This is a genomic window from Streptomyces sp. ISL-100 (assembly GCF_018614615.1).
In the GTDB taxonomy this organism is placed as follows: domain Bacteria; phylum Actinomycetota; class Actinomycetes; order Streptomycetales; family Streptomycetaceae; genus Streptomyces.
Map to the genome: position 1 here is coordinate 48288 of NZ_JAGGOK010000059.1, position 20889 is coordinate 69176.

The following is a 20889-nucleotide window of genomic DNA, read 5'->3' on the forward strand; positions in this document are numbered from 1 at the left end:
GGGAGGGCCGGATGGGGCCCGGAGCAGACGTTTGTTCGGGCGTGGCCTCCGGGGAGCAGCGGGGTCCGGATAGGCTGGGCGGATGACGCGAGCCGAGCAGCCAACGGTCGTGAGCCCTACCTCCGACGCACTAGCCGCAGACTCACGCGAGCGAGCCGTACGAGCCCTGCTGCGCATTCCCCCGCTCAGGCGGTTGTGGAGCGCGCAGCTCGTCGGCAACACCGGCGACGCCCTCGCCCTTCTCGTGCTGCTGTTGCTGTCGCTTCAGGCGGCGATCTCGGAAGGGTCGTTCGGCGGTGGTTATCGCGGTGCGGCCTTCGCGGTCGCCGCGGTGTTCGGGGCTCGGATCCTTGCCACCTTCATCTTCGGAGCCCTGCTCCTGGGTCCGGTCTCCACGCTGACCGGGCCATCGGGGCCGCTCGACCGCTGCTGGACGATGATCGGCGCGGACGGGCTGCGGCTCGGCCTCCTCGTCGTCGCACCGCTGTGGATCGACTGGACCCCGGACACGGCACAGGCCGTACTTATGATCACCGTATTCGTCGCCGGTGTGGCCGAGCGCTTCTGGACGGTCGCCAAGGAGGGCGCCGCCCCCGCGCTGCTGCCCGCCCCGCCCCCGGAGGGCGCGACGGTACGGCCGCTGCCCGACCACCTGGACGCGCTGCGCCGGCTGTCGCTGCGTACAAGCTTCGTCGCCCTGCCCGCGGCTGCCGCCGTGCTGCTGGCCGCGACGCTCGTCGGGAATCTGCTCGGCACCGGCATCGACTGGTTCTCGCAGCACCAGGCGGCCCTCGGGTCGTACGTCGCCGCGGGGCTTTTCGCCGCATCCGTATCGACGCTGTTCTTCCTCGAACTGCCCGACGCGCAGACGCCTCGCGCGCGCTCGCCGCTTGAGGGCCTGCGTCGGCCGAAGACCGGCACGGGCGTCGACAAGGGACGCACTGGCGCGATCCGGCTCATCGTCGTGGCCTGCGCCGCGGTCGCCGGAGCGGTCGCCGCCGCGGCGGCCGTCGCCGTACTGCACGGGAAGGACCTCGGCGGCGGCCCCGCCACCTTCGCCCTGCTCTTCCTCGCGCTGACCGGCGGCAGCGTCATCGGGATCCGCAGCGCGCAGAAGGTGCTGCCCACGCTGTCGCGGCGCCGCCTGCTGTCGCTCGCGATCGCCTTCACCGGCATCGCGCTGCTGGCCATGGGCGTGGTGCCGGACACGGCGACTGTCCTGATGATCACACTGCTTGCCGGTTTCTCCGCCGGAGTCGCCGCGAACACCGGGCACACGCTGCTCGACCAGGAGACCGAGGACTTCCGGCGGGCGCGTACGACCGAGCACCTGCACGCCGTCGTACGGGTCTACATGGCCCTCGGCGCGGTCGTGGCCCCGGTGCTCGCCGCCGCGATCGGCCCGCACCGCCTTGCCAGCGGCAGCTTCGTCTTCGCCCACGGCGGCGCGGCCTTCACGCTGATGCTCGTCGGCGCGCTGCTGCTGCCGGTGGCCGCGCTCGTGCTTGCGAAGGCTGACGACCGGCAGGGCGTTCCGCTGCGCCGCGACCTGCGCGAGGCGCTGCGGGGCGGCGAGCCCGACCAGGCGCCCGCCGCGACCGGCTTCTTCATCGCCATGGAGGGCGGCGACGGAGCGGGCAAGTCCACCCAGGTCGGGGCGCTTGCCGAATGGATCCGCAACAAGGGCCACGAGGTCGTCGTCACGCGCGAGCCCGGTGCCACGCCCATCGGCAAGCGGCTGCGTTCGATCCTGCTGGACGTGTCGAGCGCGGGCCTGTCGAACCGGGCCGAGGCGCTGCTCTACGCCGCCGACCGGGCGGAGCACGTCGATTCCGTCGTACGTCCGGCGCTGGAGCGCGGCGCTGTCGTCATCACTGATCGTTACGTCGACTCGTCGGTGGCGTACCAGGGCGCGGGACGCGATCTGTCGCCGACCGAGATCGCCCGTATCTCGCGCTGGGCGACGGACGGGCTCGTACCGCATCTGACGGTGCTGCTCGACGTCTCGCCGGAGACCGCGCGCGAGCGCTTCACCGAGGCGCCGGACCGGCTGGAGTCCGAGCCGCCGGAGTTCCACGCGCGCGTGCGGCACGGTTTCCTGACGCTGGCGGCCGCCGATCCGGGGCGCTACCTGGTGGTGGACGCCGGCCAGGACCCGGAATCGGTCACCACGGTTGTACGCCACCGGCTGGACCGGATGCTGCCCCTCTCCGACGCCGAGGTGAAGGCGCAGGAGGACGCGCGGAAGGCCGCCGAGGAAGAGGCGCGGCGGCGCGCCGAGGAGGAGGCCGCGCGCAAGGCTGAGGAGGAGCGGCTGGAGCGCGAGCGGCAGGAACAACTCGCCAGGCTCCGCGCCGAGGAAGAAGAGCGCAAACGCCGCGAGATCGAAGAGGCGCGGCAGCGCGAGGTCGAACGGCAGGCGGAGGAGGCGCGTCGGCGGGCCGAGGAGGCACGTCGGCTGGCCGAGGAGGAGCGGCTGCGCCGCGAGGCGGAGGAGAAGGCGCGGGCCGCCGAGCAGGAACGGCTGCGCAGGCAGGCCGCGGAGGAGGCCCGGCTGCGGGCCGAGGCGGAGGAACGCCGCCGGGAGAAGCAGCGCAGGGCGGAAGAGGCGCTGCTGCGGGCGGAGGAGGCGCGTCGGCTCGCGGAGGCGGCTGAGGCGGCTGCTGCGGCGGCGTCGATGGCCTCGGCTCCGGTTGCGGCGGAGCCGGAACCGTCCGACGCCGAGCTGACTGTGCCTACGCCGGTCGTGCGCCCCGACGAAGTGACGCAGACGGTGGAGACGCCGACGCCGCGTGTCGACATGCGCAAGGACGACCCGCCGGCCGCGCGGGCTGCGGACGATACGGCCGTGCTGCGGCCGGTACGGGACGTACGGGATGCGGGGCCGGCGGCCGACGAGACCGCCGTCCTGCCGCCGGTGCGCGACGTGAGGCCCGCGGACGAGACGGCGGTGCTGCCGCAGTTGCGGGACGAGCCTTCTGACCGGGTGCCGCCGGGGTTCTTCCGTGACGAAGCGTCTGAGGATCGCGGCGACGGCGAAAACAGCAATGAACGTACGCGCGAGCTGCCGTGGCTCGATCCGGAGGCGGCGCATCCGACCGCCGGCCAGAACGCGCGTGCGTCGCGTCGGCGCTCGGACTGGGCGGAGGAGACTCCGCTCGACGATCTGCCGTCGCTGGCGGACGAGCTGCTGGGCGGACGGGACGCCGACGAGGACGACGGTACGCAGTGGGGGCGGGGCGGGCGCCGGTAGGCCCGCCGGGCGGCTAGTCCCCTACCCGCCCTTTTCCCGAAACCGGGGCTCCGCCCCGGACCCCAGGACACCCCCCGGACGCCCTCCAGGCGTGTCCTCAAAACGCCGGACGGGCTGATTTCTGCGGCCCCGGGCCCTTGTGGGCGAGTGATGTCAGTGGGGTCGACCACAATAGGGACGTCGGGATTCAAGAACGCAAGAACGTGAGCGCACGGCGAAGGCGGTAGCACCATGGCCGTATGGGACGACCTGGTCGGGCAGGGGCGGGTGCAGGCACAGCTGGCCGCCGCCGCCCGGGACGCCGACGCGCTCGTGACCGCCGTCGCCGACCGGTCCGGGGGAACCCTCGCCCCCGCCGCGTCGAAGATGACGCACGCCTGGCTCTTCACGGGCCCGCCGGGTTCCGGGCGCTCCACCGCCGCCCGCGCGTTCGCCGCTGCGCTGCAGTGCGTCAGCCCCGACCGGGCGCTCGGCGGGGCCCCGGGCTGCGGGTTTTGTGACGGGTGTCATACAGCCCTGGTCGGCACGCACGCCGATGTGGAAATCGTCCGTACCGACCAGCTCTCCATCGGCGTGAAGGACACCCGCGAGCTCGTCCGGCGGGCCCAGCTGTCCCCGGCGGGCGGCCGATGGCAGGTCATCGTCCTGGAGGACGCCGACCGGCTCACCGAGGGCGCGGGCAACGTACTGCTCAAGGCCATCGAAGAGCCCGCTCCTCGTACGGTCTGGCTCCTGTGCGCACCGTCCTTGGAGGACGTCCTCCCGACCATCCGGTCCCGCTGCCGCCACCTCACGCTCAGTACGCCGTCCGTCGAGGCCGTCGCCGACGTGCTCGTACGGCGTGACGGGATCGACCCCGCGACCGCCGCGACCGCCGCGCGCGCCACCCAGGGGCACATCGGGCGGGCCCGCCGACTCGCCACCGACGAGCGCGCGCGGGCGCGCCGCGCCGTCGTGCTGAAACTCCCGCTGCGCGTCGCCGACATCGGGGGCTGCCTCAAGGCGGCGCAGGAGCTGGTCGACGCGGCGGGCGAGGACGCCAAGCAGGTCGCCGAGGAGGTCGACGTCAAGGAGACGGACGACCTCAAGGCGGCGCTCGGCGCGGCGTCCGGAGGCCGGATGCCGCGCGGCACGGCCGGCGCGATGAAGGAGCTGGCCGACCGCCAGAAGCGCCGCTCCACCCGTACGCAGCGGGACAGCCTCGACCTCGCGCTGACCGACCTGACCGGCTTCTACCGCGACGTACTCGCGCTCCAGCTCGGCTCGCGGGTCGCCCTCGCCAACGAGGACGTACGGGACTCCCTCGACCGCATCGCGCAGAGCTCGACCCCCGAGCGCACCCTGCGCCGGATAGAGGCGATCATCGCCTGCCGGCAGGCCCTGGACCGCAACGTCGCGCCGCTCCTCGCGGTGGAGGCGATGACGGTGGCGCTGCGCGCCGGCTGAGCCAGTGATCAGGCGGCCGCTTCACCGCCGTATCACCGCCGCGCCACTCCCGTCGTGCCTCCCGCCGCGGTTGACCGGATCACCCGTACGAGCCGATCTCCGCACAATCCGTGATGGCCGCACTACGCTCCGAGGATGGACACCAGGCACCTGATCCGGATCTCCGCCACCGCCCTCGCGACTGCCGGGCTGCTGATGTCCGGCTGCTCGTCGGGAGGTTCGTCACCAAGTGCCTCGGCCTCCGCGCAGCAGAAATCGGTCCCGGCCGCCCTCTCGACGTACTACGCGCAGAAGCTGACCTGGCGCGAGTGCGGCGCCCCCGGCTTCCAGTGCGCCACGATGAAGGCCCCGCTCGACTACCAAAAGCCGGAGAAGGCCGACATCAAGCTGGCCGTTTCGCGGAAGAAGGCCACCGGCCCTGGCAAGCGCGTCGGCTCCCTGCTGGTCAACCCGGGCGGCCCGGGCGGCGCCGCGATCGGCTACCTCCAGGCGTACGCCGCACTCGGCTACCCGGCGCCGGTCCGCGCGCGGTACGACATGGTGGCCGTCGACCCCCGCGGCGTGGCCCGCAGCGAGCCCGTCGAGTGCCTGACGGGCAAGGAGATGGACGCGTACACACAGGTGGATCAGACCCCGGACGACGAGGAGGAGACCGGCAAGCTGGTCACGTCGTTCAAGGGCTTCGCGGCCGGCTGCGAGAAGCGCTCGGCCGCGATCCTTCCGCACGTTTCCACCGTCGAGGCGGCCCGCGATATGGACATCCTGCGCGCGGTGCTGGGCGACGGGAAACTGAACTTCGTCGGAGCGTCGTACGGGACCTTCCTGGGTGCGACGTACGCCGAGCTCTTCCCCGCCCGCGTCGGCCGTCTCGTACTCGACGGCGCGATGGACCCGTCCCTCGCCGCCCGGGAGATGAACCGCGACCAGACGGCCGGCTTCGAGACCGCCTTCCAGTCGTTCGCCGCGGACTGCGTCAAGCGCGAGGACTGCCCGCTCGGCACCGGTACGCCGAACGAGGCGGGCGACCGCCTTAAGGGCTTCTTCGACGAGCTCGATGCCAGGCCCGTACCCACCGGCCAGAGCCGCCCGCTCGGTGAGTCCCTGGCGACCATGGGCGTGATCGCGGCGATGTACGACGAGTCCGCCTGGCCGCAGCTGCGCCCCGCTCTCACCCGTGCCACGGGAGGCGACGGAGCTCAGCTGCTCGCGCTGGCCGACACGTACTACGAGCGCTCCGAGGACGGCAGCTACGCGAACCTCATGTACGCCAACGCCGCCGTGAACTGCCTGGACCTCCCCCCGGCCTTCACCGGCCCCGACGAGGTCCGCAACGAGCTTCCCGCCTTCGAAAACGCGTCCCCGGTCTTCGGTGAGGGCCTCGCCTGGGCCTCCCTGACCTGCGGCTACTGGCCGACGAAGGCCACCGGCACCCCGCACCGCATCGAGGCGAAGGGCGCCGCGCCGATCGTCGTGGTCGGCACCACCCGCGACCCGGCGACCCCGTACAAGTGGGCTCAGTCCCTGGCGGGCCAGCTCGACTCCGGCATGCTCCTGACGTACGACGGCGACGGCCACACGGCGTACGGGCGCGGCAGCGACTGCATCGACACGGCGATCAACACCTACCTCCTGGAGGGCGTAGCCCCGAAGGACGGCAAGAGGTGCTCCTAACCCGCCGCTGACCTGCGCGGATGTGCTCCACACAGGGCTGTGCGGAGCACCCCTCGAAACTGTGTAGACTTGGGCCCGCTGCTGATCGCACCATGGTGTCGGCAGCGACGCCGCCTTAGCTCAGTTGGCCAGAGCAACGCACTCGTAATGCGTAGGTCTCGGGTTCGAATCCCGAAGGCGGCTCTCAGAAAGCCCAGGACTCACTCGCCGTGACCTGGGCTTTTTGCCGTTCTGTGACCTTGCTCCTGCCGGTGCGTCAGCCCAGAGGCCCCGCCACGCACCCTCTGGTGGCCGACCGGTGGCCAAACGTGCAAACGGCGTGCAGCGGCGGTGGCCAAGAGCGCCGCTGGGTGCGTGCGGACGGCCGCCCGATCGTTGTTCCGTCCCTACAAGTCGTTGCCGAGCAGCGCCGCCTGTAAGGACTTCGGTCGGGTCGAGCAGCCCGGCTGGAGGCGGAGCCGCTTCGCCATCTTCGCGTCTCGGGCGGCCGATGCCAGCGGGGACTTCCTGGATGGCCTCGCGGACCTGGGTGGCGGAATCGCCCACATGTCGTGGATCACCGTACGGCGATGTACCAGCGCCTCTTTGTAGGTCATGAACGGCTTCGCCGGCGGATCCGCTTCGAGCTGTACGGGTACTTCGAGGTCTTGTGTGCTCTTCCGAGCAGTTATTGCCGTTTCAGCGCAGAAAGCTGCAGATAACAGCGTTCTGCGCCTCCCAGCGCACGGCCGTCGGTCACATGTTCCGCAGGAACCAGAGCACCAACTCCACCCCCAGACGGACCCCCAGCCGCAGCGTGACCTTCCGCCACGCGGCGCGGCTCCGCACCTTCTCCTGCTCGCGGATGTTCTCCTGATCCGGCATCCCCATGCTCCCTTCTCCGATGTCGGGAGCGCCATAGGACCGCGGATGCCGGAATCAAAAGCGGCGGAAAACTGGACCCCGCCCCGGAGCTGAGACCTAGCCTCGGAGCCATGACCCGTGGCAACAAGCCTCCCGCCGCCTTCGCGCCCGTACACCAGGCCCTGAACGACGTCGGCTACGGGCCGGACGTCTACAGTGACCGGCGGATGCTGCGCGACATCGAGGCCCGCTTCATCTCTAACCTGACCGGCGACGCGACGGACACCGAGATCGACAATGCCGTCACTTCCGCCTTCGTCTGCGCCAAGGCCCGCGCCGAGAGCAACGACGGCCGCAAGGGGCACCTGTGCCGCGCGCTCGGCTGGAGGCTGCTGGCCATAAACGACGACCCGGCCGCCACCCGAATACTGCGAAAACAGCTCCGCGAAGCCGTCGAACGTCTGGAGGGACACGGCTTCCAGGAGGCGAGGGTCGAAATTTTGACCACGTCGCCGGTGCGCGGGGCATGAATGACCAGGCCCGAGCCGATGAACATGCCTACGTGTTCAGGAACTTGGGCGGTGCCCCTGGTGAACAGCAGGTCGCCGGGTTTCAGAGCGTCGGCTGAGACCGACTGTCCCTCGTTGACCTGCGTGTAGGTGGTCCGCGTCAGGATGACCCCGGCCGCCTTGCAGGACATCTGCATCAGCGAGGAGCAGTCGCAGCGACCCATCGGGTCTGCCCCGTGGGAGTCGGTGCAGGTGCCGCCCCACTGGTACGGAGTGCCGAGCTGGCCCATGGCCCAGCGAATCGCGGTCTGCACCTTCGGTGAGGCATCGGCCGGGATCTTGTATCCGTCCGGCACCGTCCCGGGAGGGATGGTGCCGAAGTCGGTTCCGTCCCCGCCGGTCGTACAGCCGCCTGCGGCATTCGGCGCCGGGCTGGCAGTGCCGCCCCCGGACCCCGACGGGGAGGGCGTGGGTGCGGGATCACCGGTCTTCGCCAGCAGCGGCTGGATCGCCTTCTGCAGGGCGGTCGCCAGGGGCTCCCACTTGGCGTAGGCGTCCGGATAGCCAGAGCGCTGCACCGCCTGGGCGGCCTGGGTGATGGTCATCGATTCCCAGCCCGAGACCTCCCGCAGCCCCTCGTAGAACTTCGTCGAGGAGTAGACCGGGTCCATGATCTGGGCCACGGTGCCCCAGCCCTGCGACGGCCGCTGTTGGAAAAGCCCCACCGAGTCACGGTCCCCGTAGGTGATGTTCTGCAGGCCGCTCTCCTGCAGCGCGGTGGCCAGCGCCACGATCTGCCCCCGGACGGGGATCTTCATCGCGACACCGGTGGCATGGATCGTCTTGGCGTTCGGCACCTGCTCGGCTGGATCGTCCAGCCCCGGCACGGAGACAGTCCCCTTGGCGCCGCCGTCCAGGATCTCCTTCACCTGAGCGGCAACGGCTGAGGTATCCACAGCCTGTGCACCGCCGGTCGAGCAGGCGGCCGAAGCCGTCCCGGCACCGATGGCGAGGATCGGAACGGCCAGCAGCAGCGGACCGGATGCGAAGAGACCGACGACGGCTCCGGTGGTCTTCTTCATCGCCGCCGCCGTTCACCGAGGCGGCGGTGCCAGCCGGACAACGGTGTTGGGTCAGGGCACGGGGGTATCAGGGCATGCTGCATCGCAGCGGCTCCTTGGGTTTCGTAGGAGGCGCGGTGCCGGCTTCTCGTGCAAAGCCGTCGGCACCGCGCCGATGTAAATCCGCCTCTCAGGGCGGGCCCGTGTCACAGGAGTTGGTAGCTCCCGGACGCCGGTCTCGGGTCACGCGCGGCAGTCAGCCGCGCTCGTAATCTCAGGCGGTACACCGGGTCTCCTCACGGCTTCGGGAAATAGGGGTCAACGGGCCTCCCGTGCTGCCATTTTTGGACGAGGCAACACGGATAAGCACAGGTCAGCGAGGGTGGAGCGGGGCTCCGTCCCGGTGACATGGCGAGACAGTAGACCGGGATTCCGGCCGCACCAAACGGCTCTCGGACCCGGGCCCGGAGCACGACGCGGTTCGTTAGGTGCGGCCGGAAATTGCGGCTAACGTCCGGCGCAATCCCGCTCCGAACGGCCACTGTTGAGCACCGTCCGGAGCGGGCCCAGTCCCGCCGTGCCCTGAAAGAGGCCCCGCACATGAGCTACATGCTGCACCGAGGCGACGCCCTCACCGTGCTCAAGACCCTCCCGGACGAGAGCGTCAACGCCGTCATCACCGACCCGCCGTACAACTCCGGCGGACGCACCAGCTCGGACCGCACCGGTCGCACCGCGCGAGCCAAGTACGTCACCAGCAACAGCGCGCACGACCTGCAGAACTTCCCCGGAGAGAACCGCGACCAGAGGAGTTATCGAAGCTGGCTGACCGCCCTGCTCACCGAGGCGTACCGGGCCTCCACCGAGCACTCGGTCGCCATCGTCTTTTCGGACTGGCGTCAGGAGCCGACCACGTCCGACGCCCTGCAGATGGCGGGCTGGACCTGGAGTGGCACGATCCCGTGGATCAAGCCCGCCAGCCGGCCTCGCAAGGGCGGGTTCAAGCAGTCGGCCGAGTTCATCACCTGGGGCGTCAAGGGCAGCCTGGCCAAGGACCGGGACCTGTACCTGCCCGGCCACTTCATCGCCTCCCAGCCGCGCAAGGACCGGGTGCACATCACCCAGAAGCCGGTCGAGATCATGCAGCAGCTCGTGCAGATCTGCCCCGAGGGTGGCACCGTGCTCGACCCCTTCACCGGCAGCGGCTCCACGGGAGTCGCCGCCCTGCGCGAGGGCCGACAGTTCGTGGGGGTCGAGCTGTCGTCGCACTATGCCGCCGTCGCCGAGCGAAGGCTCCAGGCGGAGCTGACCCAGGACGACTTCGTCCTGGCCGGACCGGAGGCGTGAGCATGAGACCAACCAGGCCGGGGCCGACGGACCGCAGACGCAAAAGGGCGGCTGGAGCATCGAGAAACCGATGCACCAGCCGCCCTTCTTCTTGCGTCAGGCTGCCTCGAACGCCCGCCTGATCAGCGGCCCGGCCTTCTCCAGGTCAGTCGCCGAGGAGATTCGGACCTCCAGGTCGCCCGTCCCGAGGTGGCCGATGCCGCGCATGTCGCGGGAGAAGCCCTCCTCCAGCTCGACCGTGTCCGGGTCGACCTTGAGGAGACCAGGATCGCCTCGTGCTTCGGGCGGAAGATGACGGAGGCGACGTTCACCATCCCAGCTGTTCTTTCGGGCCACCGGGGCGAGCAGACCGCGCACGTAGTCACGCATGCGGCGACGGAGCTCGACTCGGCGGAAACGGTGGCCGATGGTCAGGAAGAGGTCGTCCAGTTCGAGGTCCCACTGCTCGGCAGCATGCTCGGTGATCACGCGTGGAGGCTTCCCCGCCGCTGCCATTACCTGCGGCGCTGTCGCACGATCGAGGGGCGGCCTCCCTGAGACCGCCCCTGACTGACTCCCAGCCCGCTACACTCCAGCCGCCCAGCGAAACCCGCAGGTCAAACAGCAAACTCCTGCTGGAGTACTAGGCGGTTCAGGTGACGATGAAGCCCTTGAAGAGGGCGTCGCGCATCTCGACGTAACGCTCCATCAGGTCGTCACGGCCCGTGAGTACGTCCGAGATGTGTTGCATACCGAAGAACGCGGAGACGAGGACCCGGCCCAGGGTCTGCGGGTCGGTCTCGGGTCGCAGCTGCCCGGCATCCTTGGCCTCGGCGATGAATTCGGTGAGCAGCTCGGGCCACCACACGTACGGCTGGGGCAGATCGGCGCCGATCAGCGAGCGCTCGATCTGCAGCCGGGCGCCAGCCTGGACGATGGCGTCGGTGTGGAACGCCTCGGCGGTGCGGTCCAGAATGCCCAGCAGGGTCTGGAGCGGCGGCAGTCCCATGGCCCGCACCTGCTCCACGAGGGTCGGCCAGCGCCCGTAGTGCCCATCCACGACGGCGATGGCCAGCGCCTGTTTGTTGGCGTAGTGAAAATAGACGGCGCCCTTCGTCATCGAGGCGCGGTCGGCGATGTCTTGCAGGGTGACCGTCGCATATCCCTGCTCCACGAAGGTCTCCGCCGCCACCTGCAGGATCTGGGCCTTCGTGCGCCGTGAACGCTCCTGCTTGGGCTGGCTGGTGGCCCGCTGGGCCGTGCCCGGGCTGCTCGTGTTCCGCACCGGCTCCGTTCCCCTTCCTGCGTCGGCGCCGCGAGCTGGCTTCCAACGAGCGTGCCGTGGCGGTAGTTGCTCTTGCAATATACATTTCCGAAGGTATATTTTTCCCGCTAGCCGATTGGGAGTCCCACATGGTGGGACTGGTGGGGGTTCATCTATGTCGATCAGCACGTCTTCTGTAATCCGCACCGCGGGCGCGGCACCGTTGCGTCAACTCCTCAGGTACGACCAGACAGTGCCGCGAACCCTGGTCCACCGTGCGGCCGTGGCCGAGGTGTTCCTGACGGACGGGTGTCGGCTGGAGGACATGGACCGTTTCCTCATAGCCGCCCAGTGGCCGCGCAGCCACGGTCTGTACGAGCCGGACGCGGCGGGGTTCACCGATCCGGTGCTGCTTGTCGAGACCGTGCGGCAGGCTGCCATCTACACCGCGCACCGCTTCCACGAGGTGCCGCTGGCCCACCGTTTCATCTTCTGCGACCTCGACCTCCAGATCGAGGAACCGGCCCTGCTGCGGGTGGGCGGTGCGCCGCTGCGGGCCGTGCTCGACGGGCGGTTCACGCCCGAGGCCAACCAGTCGGCGAAACGTTTCGGTGCCCGCTTCGAGGCCGTGATCAGGGTCAACGGGCAGCGTTGCGGCCGTGCTTCGGTGCGGCTGCTGGCGGTGGGAGACCAGCTCTACACCATGCTGCGCCATCGCGACAGTGCCCCGGCCGGTGGGCCGCTGCCGCCACGGCCCCGGACGCTGCTCCCGGCCGCCGAGGTGGGGCAGGTCCGCCCGGAGAACGTCCTGTTGAGCAGCGAGGGGCCCGGGACGTACGGCGTGCACTTGGATACGGAGCATCCGGGCTACTTCGAGCACGCCAGCGACCACGTTCCCGGCATGGCCCTGGTGGAGGCCTTCCGCCAGGCGGGCCACCAGCTGCTGCGCCAGTCCGGCAACCCGCGGACCCAAATGATGACGGCGTGCGAGGTCGCCTTCGGCTCCTTCGGCGAACTGGACGCGCCCCTCTTGATCCAGGCGTACGATGCGTCTTCGGAAGTTGCCCCGGGCAATCACGTGGTCCGGATGACGGCCACGCAGGGCGAGCGCACCCTCGCCCGGGCCACCTCTGTGTACCGGCCCCAGCCCGCGGCCTCAGCACGCTGACCGGCACCAGGTACCGCCGTACATCCCAAGCGGAGCAAAGATGGAACTTCAGCAGCTGCGTGTCTTCCGTGAGGTGGCACGGGAATTGAGCTTCACCCAGGCGGCCAGGAATCTGCACTGCGCCCAGTCCACCATCACTGGCCAGATCAAGAGTCTCGAATCTTCCCTTGACGCCGTCCTGTTCCTGCGTCGCGGGCGGTACCCGATCGAGCTGACCGCCGCGGGCGCGGTGCTGGAGTCCCGGGTGGACCAGATTCTCCAGGCGGTCGACACGGCGGGCCGAGAGGTCCGTGGCGCGGCCGACCGCCGCGGTGACCTCGGCCGGCGCCGGGCCAACTGCGCGTGCCCCCATCCGCTGCAAAGCGTACAGCGTCGGTTCCCGTCAGTGACGGTCGGGGCCGGACAGGACTCTCCGGCGCCGTCCGTCGACCACCCCTGAACCGATACCGCCCCACCGAGGGCGGCGACAAGGAATCCATGAACGCCCCCCGGCGCGCCGTCGCATTCTTCGATGTGGACGAGACGCTCATCACCGTCAAGAGCATGTCCCGCTTCCTCGCCTTCTACTGGGACCGGGAAGGCGAGGACCAGGCCCGCTTCCTGCGGGCCCGCAGCGAACATCTCCGCGCTCAGGCGGCCGGTGTGCCGCGCAGCCGGCTCAACCGGTCCTTCTACCGTCACTTCCGAGGAGCCTCCGGCGCCGTGCTGGCCCGGGCCGGACGTGACTGGTTCGCGGCCGAACAGGCGCGTGGAGGTCTCTTCCACCAGCCCACCGTCGACGCCCTGCTGGGCCACCGCCGCGCCGGAGACCTCATCGCACTGGTCTCCGGGTCGTTCCTGCCGTGCCTGGCGCCGATCGCCGAGGCCCTGCACGCCGACGTGGTCCTGTGCGTCACCGCCGAGGAGCACGACGGCATCCTGACCGGGGAGATCGACACACCGGTCATCGGAGCGCGGAAGGCGGGCCTGGCCCGGCAGACGATGGGCGACCACCACGCGGCCCCCCGTGACTGCCACGCCTATGGCGATCACGCCAGCGACGTGGATTTGCTGCGGGCTGTCGGCCACCCGGTGGTGGTCGGCGACGACCCGCTGCTCAACTCCCTTGTTCGAAGCGAGGGATGGCGACGGCTGGCCGGGGTCGCGGCCCCCTCGCCGGTCGGCTCCCATGTCGGCCGCCCTCGCACCGGGCCACTCACAGGGGCACTCACGTGATCTCGCACGGGCCCGCTGACGGCCCGGGTGTCGGGTGCCGCGGAAAGCCGGTCGCCGTGGGGCGTATCGCCGGGCCCGTCAGATCACGGGGTGGCACATGGCGGGCAGCAGAGTCCTCCACACATGGCGGGTCTGCACCACATGGTTCCCGCCGTCCCGCTCCGGCGGCGCGGCGGGCACCGTATGGTGCAGGCCGAGGAGCACGGCAAGGAACAGTTGGCTGAGCGCCTCGGGCTTGTGGCCCGGGTCGATCCCGCCGCTGTCCTGCGCGACCACCACCAGGTGCAGCAGCAGCGCCCGCAACTGCTCCACCTGCTCCGCACTCGTGCCCTCGGCCCAGGCCTTCTCGGTCACCAGGCGCAGGCCCGCACTGAACCGCACGTCGTGCTGCGCGCGGTCGGTGAGCTGGGTCAGCAGCATGTCGAGCACCCGCAGGGGCGACGCGCCGGAGCCCTCGGCAGCCGTGAGTAACGCCCGCCAGCGCTGCTCGAACTGTCGGGTCAGCTCGGCGGCCAGCTCGGCCTTGGAGGCGAAGTGGCCGTAGAGCGCACCCCTGGTGAGGCCGGTGCGCCGCACGACGGCATGCAAGTTGGTGGCGGCAAACCCCCGCGCGGCGAACTCCGTGGCGGCCGCGTCGAGGACCAGCGCGTGCGTACGTCGTGCCCTGTCCTGCTTCACCATCGTCAGGCTCCCACCCGGCACCGCCGCCCCCGAAAAGAAATTCCTTCGCAAGCGAATTTTTTCTCACACGGTGTGCTGCGGAGCAAGTCGATTCGGTAATCCCGATCGCGGAACAGCCTCATATTTGGACAATTTGCCTGCAGATAAGGAGACAGGTCGATGCCCACCACCACCCACGCCGCGCTGACGCGCGCCGCCTGGGCTCATCACGCCGCCGCTCAAGGAGCCCGGTACGCGACAGAGTCGGAACAGGCGCGCACGCTGCACCCGGCCGTGGCCGAAACCCTGGTCCAGGACGGTTTCGCACGCTATTTCGTTCCCGTCGGTTTCGGCGGCACCGCCGGCACGTTCGCCGAACTCCTCGACGCGGTGGCCCTGGTGGGGGAGGGGTGCACCTCTGCGGCCTGGTGCGCCGCACTGCAGGCCGCCCACGGCAGGCTCGCCGCGCATCTGCCCCACCAAGGGCAGGCCGACCTGTGGGGATCCGGCGCGGACATACCCATCGCGGCCGCCGTGGTGCCGCCGGCCGGGGAGCTCACCCCGGTACCCGGCGGCTACCTGCTGACCGGGCGCTGGAACCTCGCGAGCGGCGTTGACCACGCCCACTGGATTTTGCTCGCCGCGCCGGAACGCGCCGATGGCGACCACCGTCAGTGGATCCTCGCCGTGCCCCGTGCCGACATCTCCATCCACGACACCTGGCGCAACAGCGGTCTGCGCGGCACCGGAAGCCACAGCGTCACGGTCGACGCCGCCTTCGTGCCCGAGCACCGCACCGTCCTGCGCGAGGCGCTGGCCGCCGGGCGTGACGAGGAGGGTGCGGCGCGCTGTCACCGCATCCCGTACACCCTGGTCGCCTCTCTCATCTTCGCGGCGCCCGCACTCGGCGCGGCGCGCGGCGCCCTGCGCGCATGGATCACGCTGGCAGCCGGGCGTACCACGGCCGGTGGCGGCCGCTTCCTCGAGGAGGCCGTCGCGCAAGACGCCCTGGTCCGTTCCTCCGCTGAGATCGACGCGGCGCATCTGCTGCTGCGGCGTGCGGCCGAACGCGCCGACCAGGCCCCGCTGGACGACCTGCCGGTGGCCTTGAACATGCGCGACGCGGCGGTGGCCGTGGAGATGCTGGTCGGTGCCGTGGAGCGGCTCTTCCGCAGCGGTGGGGCCCGCGCCCAGGCCGAAGGGGAGCCGCTGCAGCGGCTCTGGCGCGATGTGCATGCTCTGGCCGGGCACGGTGCCCTGCAGCTACCGCTCGCCGCGCGCGCATACGGCCAGTGGGTGGCGGCCGACGTGGCCGCGCGCTGAACCCGCGGTGGAGCCGGGCCTGCGCCACCGACGCGACCGTCGGATCCGCTCCTTCCTGACGGACGGCCCCAGGTATCGGTACTTGGGGCCGTCGGCGTGTCCGCGCGCATGCTGACGGGGCGCTCGGGCCGCCCCGATATCGGGATCTCTGAACGTATTTGAAACCGCCGCGAAGGAATGATTATCTCCTTGCAGTGCGTCGCCCTCAGTCTCCGTGCTCTGGCGGGGACATGTGGGCTACACCCTGGCCGTGAGGTGACCTCCCGGCCGGCATCGACTGAGAACGGGGATCTCTTGTGACGACATATCCCGGACCGTCCACCACGCTCACCACGCACCGCACGGTCCATCCGGGCGGCCATGCCCGCCGCCCGGCCCCGCGTACCCAGCTGTCTGCCCCCGCCTGCGGTGACGGGGACGGCCGGGCGGGCGCGATGGCCACACCGGACGTACCCGGCGAACCTGGCTCCTGTACCAGCGCACGCGAGGCGTCCGAGGGGGAACTCGCCTGGTGGTGGCGCATGGAGGAACTGCGCTGCCGTTTCGAGCGGGCGTTGACGCGCGAGCTCGGCCGACTCGGGCTGTCCCCGTCGACGTATCTCGCCCTTGAGCAACTCGCGCTGAACCCGGGTCAGTTGCGCATCGCGGAACTCGCCCAGGAGATCCGTCTCAGCCCGTCGTCCACGTCCCGGGTCGTGGACCGTCTGGTCCGTGACGAGCTGGCTGTGCGCCTGCCGAGCACCGGCGACCGGCGCACGGTGCGCGGTCGTATAACCGGGCGGGGGCGCGACCTGTACGAGGCCGCGGTGCCCGCCTACCGGATGGCGCTCGCCCACGCGCTCGACGCTTCGCATGGCGCCCCGGACGCCCCGTGCGGCTGCTAGAGAAGCGTGTCCAGGAAGGCGGCCAGCTTCGTCTTCATGCGGTCGACCTTCTCCTCCTCCGTGAGCGACTCCTTGAGGCGGCCCCCGGGCTGGGTCCGCTTCTTCCCTCGCACATACAGGGAGCAGGCCAGATTGCTGCAGATGTACTCGCCCACCGTGTCGCCGCCGTTGCCGCTCTGGCGTGCCTTGCGGGCCGTCATCAGCGTCACCCCGCTCGCGGGGTGGGTGGTCAGGCAGATCGAGCACATGGTGCGGTGGTGCGAGCCGGCGCTGCGGGACGCCAGGCGGAGCGCGAAGCCCACCAGCTGGCCGTCGTGCTCGGCCACGATGTAGCTGCGATTCGGCGCGCCAGGGTCGCGCCACCCGAGGAAGTCCAAGTCGGCCCAGGGGAAGTCGGGGAGATCCCGCGGCACCGTGATTCGGCCGACTTCGCCCTTCGTGCAGTTGACGAACGATTCGCGGATTTCCGGGTCGGTCAATTCCTTCATGATCCCGGACCCTAGCAATGCCTGTGTATATTAGGCAATACACTATGGTCATTAGGTTACAGCCTGTGTGCCCTGCCCCACCCCGTACAGGAAAGGCAACGTTCATGTCCGAGGAGATCAGCACCACGAGCACCGAGGAGGAGGCGTCTGCCGAAGCGGCCCCTCCACCAGGGGAGCGCTCGCCCGTCGTCGTGGCTCTCGTCCTGGCCCTGGGCGCGTTCGTCGCCCTGCTGGACACCACGATCGTCGGCGTCGCCATGCACTCGTTCACCGAGTACTTCGACGCCGGCCTCGCGGACGCGCAGTGGGCGTCCACCGCGTATCTCCTCGCGATGTCGTCGGTGATCCCGGCGACCGGATGGGCGGCTCAGCGCTTCGGCGCGACCGCCACCTGGATCGCCTCGCTCACCGTCTTCCTGCTGGGCTCGGTCCTGTGCGGGGCCGCCTGGTCGCTGGGCAGCCTCATCGCCTTCCGGGCGGTGCAGGGGCTCGGCGCCAGCATGCTCTTCCCCCTGATGCGGATCATCGTCGTCGAGGTCGTCGGCCGGGCTCAGATGGGCCGGATGATGACGATGATGGCCGTCCCGCTGCTGGTCGCCCCGGTGCTCGGTCCCGTGCTGGGCGGCACGCTCATCCAGGAGTTCTCCTGGCGGTGGGCGTTCTTCCTGAACGTGCCGATCGTCCTCGCCGTGATCGTCCTGTCCGTGCGGCACATCCCGAACTCCAAGGGGCAGGCGCCGGGGCGTCTCGACCTCGCCGGGCTGCTCACCATGGGCGGCGGCCTGGCCGCGGTCATCCTCGGCTTCAGCAACTTGGCCAAGGGCACGTCGCCGACGAGCACGCCGGTGCTCCTGCCGGTGGCGGTGGGCGCGGTCCTGCTCGCCGTGCACGGTGTGCGGGCCGCTCGGGCTCAGACCCCCGGCGTCGTGGACTTCTCGCTCTTCCGCGACCGGACGTTCACGGCCTCCACCTCCATCACCCTGCTCAACAACTTCGGTCTGTACGGAGTCGTGGTGCTGGTTCCGCTGTTCTTCCAGCAGGCCGGTGGCAAGGGCCCGCTGGGGGCCGGAGCGATCATGGTGGCGCAGGGAGTGGGAACGGCGGCTGCGGTGCTGCTCGTCGGCCGGGTCATCGACACCAAGAGCAACCCCCGGGCCTTGGTCCTCGTCGGGCTCCTCCTGGTCGCGGCGGGCATCACGACCTTCGCCATGGCCGACACCGCCGAGGTGAACGCCCTGCTGCTCGCCGCCCTGTTCGCCCAGGGCATCGGCCTGGCCCTGGCGGCGGCGCCCATCATGGTCACGCTGTACCACTCGCTTCCGGCCACCAGCGTGCCGGCCGCGACCACGGCCAACGCGGTCTCACAGCAGCTCGGTGGTGCCGTGGGCACCACCGTCATCGCGCTGCTCCTGCAGCACTACGTCTACTCGGCCGACGGCGCGGCCGCGGACTTCGGCCCCGTGTTCTGGTGGGCCCTCGTCTTCGTGGCTGTCACCGCGATTCCCGCGCTGTTCCTCCCGCCTGGCACCTCCAAGCAGGCCTGAGCAGGCCTCGGCAGGCCCGAGCCTCCGGAACCCGCCCCACCACTCCGTTCAGGAAAGTACTCAGTCATGGCTATCACTTCGCTTGGCCTGGCCAAGGTCCGCAACATCGGGATCATGGCCCACATCGACGCGGGCAAGACAACGACCACCGAGCGGATCCTGTTCTATACCGGTGTCTCGTACAAGATCGGTGAGGTCCACGACGGCGCTGCCACGATGGACTGGATGGAGCAGGAGCAGGAGCGTGGCATCACGATCACGTCCGCCGCGACGACCTGCCACTGGCCGCTCGAGGGCGTCGATCACACCATCAACATCATCGACACCCCGGGCCATGTCGACTTCACCGTCGAGGTCGAGCGCAACCTCCGGGTGCTTGACGGTGCCGTGACGGTGTTCGACGGCGTCGCAGGTGTCGAGCCGCAGTCCGAGACCGTCTGGCGTCAGGCGGACCGCTACGGCGTGCCGCGGATCTGCTTCGTCAACAAGCTGGACCGCACCGGCGCCGAGTTCCACCGCTGTGTCGCCATGATCACCGACCGTCTCGGTGCGACTCCGCTGGTCATGCAGCTGCCCATCGGGGCGGAGGCTGACTTCAAGGGTGTCGTCGACCTGGTGACGATGAAGGCGTACGTCTGGTCGGCCGAGGCCGCCAAGGGCGAGGCGTACGACACCATCGAGATCCCGGCCACGCACACCGAGGCCGCCGACGAGTGGCGCGGCAAGCTGCTCGAGGCCGTCGCGGAGAACGACGAAGAGATCATGGAGCTGTACCTGGAGGGCCAGGAGCCTTCCGTGGAGCAGCTGTACGCCGCGATCCGTAGTATCACCATCGCGTCGGGCAAGTCCTCGGACACCACGGTCACCCCGGTGTTCTGCGGTACCGCGTTCAAGAACAAGGGTGTTCAGCCCCTGCTCGACGCGGTCGTGCGCTATCTGCCGTCCCCGTTGGACGTCGAGGCCATCGAGGGCCACGCGGTGAACGACCCCGAGGAGGTCGTGCGGCGCAAGCCCGCCGACGAGGAGCCGCTCTCGGCGCTCGCCTTCAAGATCGCCAGCGATCCACACCTGGGCAAGCTCACCTTCATCCGGGTCTACTCCGGCCGCCTGGACGCCGGCACCGCGGTGCTGAACTCCGTGAAGGGCAAGCGGGAACGGATCGGCAAGATCTACCGGATGCACGCCAACAAGCGCACCGAGATCGACTCGGTGGGCGCCGGTGACATCGTCGCCGTCATGGGCCTGAAGCAGACCACCACCGGTGAGACGCTGTGTGACGACAAGAGCCCGCTGATCCTGGAGTCCATGGACTTCCCGGCCCCGGTCATCGAGGTGGCGATCGAGCCCAAGTCCAAGGGTGACCAGGAGAAGCTGGGCGTCGCCATCCAGCGCCTGGCCGAGGAAGACCCGTCCTTCCGCGTCAAGACCGACGAGGAGACCGGCCAGACCATCATCGCCGGTATGGGCGAACTCCACCTCGACATCCTCGTCGACCGCATGAAGCGCGAGTTCAAGGTCGAGGCGAACGTCGGCAAGCCGCAGGTCGCCTACCGCGAGACTCTGCGCAAGACGGTCGCGAAGCACGACTTCACGCACAAGAAGCAGACGGGTGGCTCCGGCCAGTTCGCAAAGGTGCAGATCGCACTCGAACCCCTCGACGGCGACGGCTACGAGTTCGAGAACAAGGTCACCGGGGGCCGTGTACCGCGCGAGTACATCCCGTCCGTGGACGCCGGCTGTCAGGAGGCCATGGACTTCGGTGTGCTCGCCGGCTACCCCCTCACGGGTGTCCGCGTGGTCCTCCTCGACGGCGCCTACCACGAGGTCGACTCCTCCGAGATGGCCTTCAAGATCGCCGGTTCGATGGCCTTCAAGGAGGCCGCGCGCCTGGCCTCTCCCGCCCTGCTCGAACCGATGATGAAGGTCGAGGTGACGACGCCCGAGGACTACATGGGCGATGTCATCGGGGACATCAACTCCCGCCGCGGCCAGATCCAGTCCATGGAGGACCGCCACGGCGCCAAGCTCGTCACAGGGCTGGTGCCGTTGTCGGAGATGTTCGGCTACGTCGGGGACCTCCGCAGCAAGACCTCGGGCCGGGCGAACTACTCGATGCAGTTCGACAGCTACGCCGAGGTTCCCCGGAACGTCGCCGAGGAGATCATCGCGAAGACCAAGGGCGAGTAGCCCGCCCCGGAACCCCGAACGCCGTGGCGGGAGGCCCTTCAAGGAGC

General features: G+C 69.9%; 15 protein-coding genes, 1 tRNA gene and 2 pseudogenes. 12 read left to right on the forward strand and 6 right to left on the reverse strand.

Features of this window, described 5'->3' with window-relative positions; all coding sequences use genetic code 11:
* Window positions 1-82: 82 nt before the first annotated feature.
* The 4 genes from tmk to J7E89_RS25855 all read left to right on the forward strand — a co-directional run bounded on the left by tmk (window position 83) and on the right by J7E89_RS25855 (window position 6553).
* Window positions 83-3253 (forward strand): dTMP kinase, encoded by a 3171-nt coding sequence (tmk, locus tag J7E89_RS25840; protein WP_214976835.1) that lies wholly within the window; start codon window positions 83-85, stop codon window positions 3251-3253.
* A 231-nt stretch (window positions 3254-3484) separates the two neighbouring features.
* Window positions 3485-4699: a DNA polymerase III subunit delta' gene (locus J7E89_RS25845; RefSeq protein WP_214976836.1), complete on the forward strand. Its 1215-nt coding sequence runs from the start codon at window positions 3485-3487 to the stop codon at window positions 4697-4699.
* 135 nt (window positions 4700-4834) lie between these two features.
* A complete protein-coding gene (locus J7E89_RS25850; RefSeq protein ID WP_214976837.1) occupies window positions 4835-6370 on the forward strand; it encodes an alpha/beta hydrolase in 1536 nt (511 codons plus the stop codon).
* A gap of 109 nt (window positions 6371-6479) precedes the next feature.
* A tRNA-Thr gene (locus tag J7E89_RS25855) sits at window positions 6480-6553 on the forward strand.
* Window positions 6554-7105: 552 nt separating this feature from the next.
* Here J7E89_RS25855 and J7E89_RS41890 read toward each other — a convergent pair.
* Together J7E89_RS41890 and J7E89_RS25860 are read right to left on the reverse strand one after the other, a co-directional pair.
* A complete protein-coding gene (locus tag J7E89_RS41890) occupies window positions 7106-7234 on the reverse strand; it encodes a hypothetical protein (RefSeq protein WP_285439287.1) in 129 nt (42 codons plus the stop codon).
* A gap of 454 nt (window positions 7235-7688) precedes the next feature.
* Window positions 7689-8804: pseudogene (locus J7E89_RS25860) on the reverse strand (C40 family peptidase); the annotation flags it as partial.
* Between the two features lie 579 nt (window positions 8805-9383).
* On the opposite strand from J7E89_RS25860, the gene J7E89_RS25865 reads away from it, so the two are divergent.
* Complete coding sequence (locus J7E89_RS25865) at window positions 9384-10130, forward strand: site-specific DNA-methyltransferase (RefSeq protein ID WP_214976838.1); 747 nt, start codon at window positions 9384-9386, stop codon at window positions 10128-10130.
* Window positions 10131-10226: 96 nt separating this feature from the next.
* Here J7E89_RS25865 and J7E89_RS25870 read toward each other — a convergent pair.
* Window positions 10227-10444: pseudogene (locus J7E89_RS25870) on the reverse strand (hypothetical protein); the annotation flags it as partial.
* Window positions 10445-10761: 317 nt separating this feature from the next.
* Window positions 10762-11394 carry a ScbR family autoregulator-binding transcription factor gene (locus J7E89_RS25880; protein ID WP_308315600.1) on the reverse strand — a complete coding sequence of 211 codons (633 nt, stop codon included), beginning with the start codon at window positions 11392-11394 and terminating at the stop codon, window positions 10762-10764.
* 154 nt (window positions 11395-11548) lie between these two features.
* On the opposite strand from J7E89_RS25880, the gene J7E89_RS25885 reads away from it, so the two are divergent.
* Genes J7E89_RS25885 through J7E89_RS25895 form a run of 3 tightly spaced genes read left to right on the forward strand, consistent with a single transcriptional unit; the run spans window position 11549 to window position 13756 of the window.
* Window positions 11549-12541 carry a ScbA/BarX family gamma-butyrolactone biosynthesis protein gene (locus tag J7E89_RS25885; RefSeq protein ID WP_214976839.1) on the forward strand — a complete coding sequence of 331 codons (993 nt, stop codon included), beginning with the start codon at window positions 11549-11551 and terminating at the stop codon, window positions 12539-12541.
* A gap of 40 nt (window positions 12542-12581) precedes the next feature.
* Window positions 12582-12980 carry a LysR family transcriptional regulator gene (locus J7E89_RS25890; protein WP_214976840.1) on the forward strand — a complete coding sequence of 133 codons (399 nt, stop codon included), beginning with the start codon at window positions 12582-12584 and terminating at the stop codon, window positions 12978-12980.
* 38 nt (window positions 12981-13018) lie between these two features.
* On the forward strand, window positions 13019-13756 hold the full coding sequence (locus J7E89_RS25895; protein ID WP_214976841.1) for an HAD family phosphatase: 738 nt from the start codon (window positions 13019-13021) through the stop codon (window positions 13754-13756).
* A 78-nt stretch (window positions 13757-13834) separates the two neighbouring features.
* On the opposite strand, the gene J7E89_RS25900 is transcribed toward J7E89_RS25895, so the two are convergent.
* Window positions 13835-14437 carry a TetR family transcriptional regulator gene (locus J7E89_RS25900; RefSeq protein WP_214976842.1) on the reverse strand — a complete coding sequence of 201 codons (603 nt, stop codon included), beginning with the start codon at window positions 14435-14437 and terminating at the stop codon, window positions 13835-13837.
* A gap of 159 nt (window positions 14438-14596) precedes the next feature.
* On the opposite strand from J7E89_RS25900, the gene J7E89_RS25905 reads away from it, so the two are divergent.
* Together J7E89_RS25905 and J7E89_RS42085 are read left to right on the forward strand one after the other, a co-directional pair.
* On the forward strand, window positions 14597-15739 hold the full coding sequence (locus J7E89_RS25905; protein ID WP_214976843.1) for an acyl-CoA dehydrogenase family protein: 1143 nt from the start codon (window positions 14597-14599) through the stop codon (window positions 15737-15739).
* A 296-nt stretch (window positions 15740-16035) separates the two neighbouring features.
* Window positions 16036-16623, forward strand: a complete 588-nt coding sequence (locus J7E89_RS42085; protein ID WP_214976844.1) for a MarR family winged helix-turn-helix transcriptional regulator — start codon at window positions 16036-16038, stop codon at window positions 16621-16623.
* Here the strand turns inward: J7E89_RS42085 and J7E89_RS25915 are convergent.
* Window positions 16620-17111 carry an FBP domain-containing protein gene (locus J7E89_RS25915; RefSeq protein ID WP_214976845.1) on the reverse strand — a complete coding sequence of 164 codons (492 nt, stop codon included), beginning with the start codon at window positions 17109-17111 and terminating at the stop codon, window positions 16620-16622. The genes J7E89_RS42085 and J7E89_RS25915 overlap by 4 nt on opposite strands.
* Window positions 17112-17215: 104 nt before the next feature.
* On the opposite strand from J7E89_RS25915, the gene J7E89_RS25920 reads away from it, so the two are divergent.
* Entirely contained in the window at window positions 17216-18655 is a 1440-nt protein-coding gene (locus J7E89_RS25920; RefSeq protein ID WP_214976846.1) for a DHA2 family efflux MFS transporter permease subunit, read from the forward strand.
* Between the two features lie 66 nt (window positions 18656-18721).
* On the forward strand, window positions 18722-20842 hold the full coding sequence (gene fusA / locus J7E89_RS25925; RefSeq protein WP_214976847.1) for an elongation factor G: 2121 nt from the start codon (window positions 18722-18724) through the stop codon (window positions 20840-20842).
* Window positions 20843-20889: the final 47 nt, after the last annotated feature.

What these genes read in the sequence shown, in the direction of transcription:
- tmk (WP_214976835.1), top strand. Translation starts at nt 83, where the DNA reads ATGACGCGAGCCGAGCAGCCAACGGTCGTGAGCCCTACCTCCGACGCA.
- J7E89_RS25845 (WP_214976836.1), top strand. Translation starts at nt 3,485, where the DNA reads ATGGCCGTATGGGACGACCTGGTCGGGCAGGGGCGGGTGCAGGCACAG.
- J7E89_RS25850 (WP_214976837.1), top strand. Translation starts at nt 4,835, where the DNA reads ATGGACACCAGGCACCTGATCCGGATCTCCGCCACCGCCCTCGCGACT.
- J7E89_RS41890 (WP_285439287.1), bottom strand. Translation starts at nt 7,234, where the DNA reads ATGCCGGATCAGGAGAACATCCGCGAGCAGGAGAAGGTGCGGAGCCGC.
- J7E89_RS25865 (WP_214976838.1), top strand. Translation starts at nt 9,384, where the DNA reads ATGAGCTACATGCTGCACCGAGGCGACGCCCTCACCGTGCTCAAGACC.
- J7E89_RS25885 (WP_214976839.1), top strand. Translation starts at nt 11,549, where the DNA reads ATGTCGATCAGCACGTCTTCTGTAATCCGCACCGCGGGCGCGGCACCG.
- J7E89_RS25890 (WP_214976840.1), top strand. Translation starts at nt 12,582, where the DNA reads ATGGAACTTCAGCAGCTGCGTGTCTTCCGTGAGGTGGCACGGGAATTG.
- J7E89_RS25895 (WP_214976841.1), top strand. Translation starts at nt 13,019, where the DNA reads ATGAACGCCCCCCGGCGCGCCGTCGCATTCTTCGATGTGGACGAGACG.
- J7E89_RS25900 (WP_214976842.1), bottom strand. Translation starts at nt 14,437, where the DNA reads ATGGTGAAGCAGGACAGGGCACGACGTACGCACGCGCTGGTCCTCGAC.
- J7E89_RS25905 (WP_214976843.1), top strand. Translation starts at nt 14,597, where the DNA reads ATGCCCACCACCACCCACGCCGCGCTGACGCGCGCCGCCTGGGCTCAT.
- J7E89_RS25915 (WP_214976845.1), bottom strand. Translation starts at nt 17,111, where the DNA reads ATGAAGGAATTGACCGACCCGGAAATCCGCGAATCGTTCGTCAACTGC.
- J7E89_RS25920 (WP_214976846.1), top strand. Translation starts at nt 17,216, where the DNA reads ATGTCCGAGGAGATCAGCACCACGAGCACCGAGGAGGAGGCGTCTGCC.
- fusA (WP_214976847.1), top strand. Translation starts at nt 18,722, where the DNA reads ATGGCTATCACTTCGCTTGGCCTGGCCAAGGTCCGCAACATCGGGATC.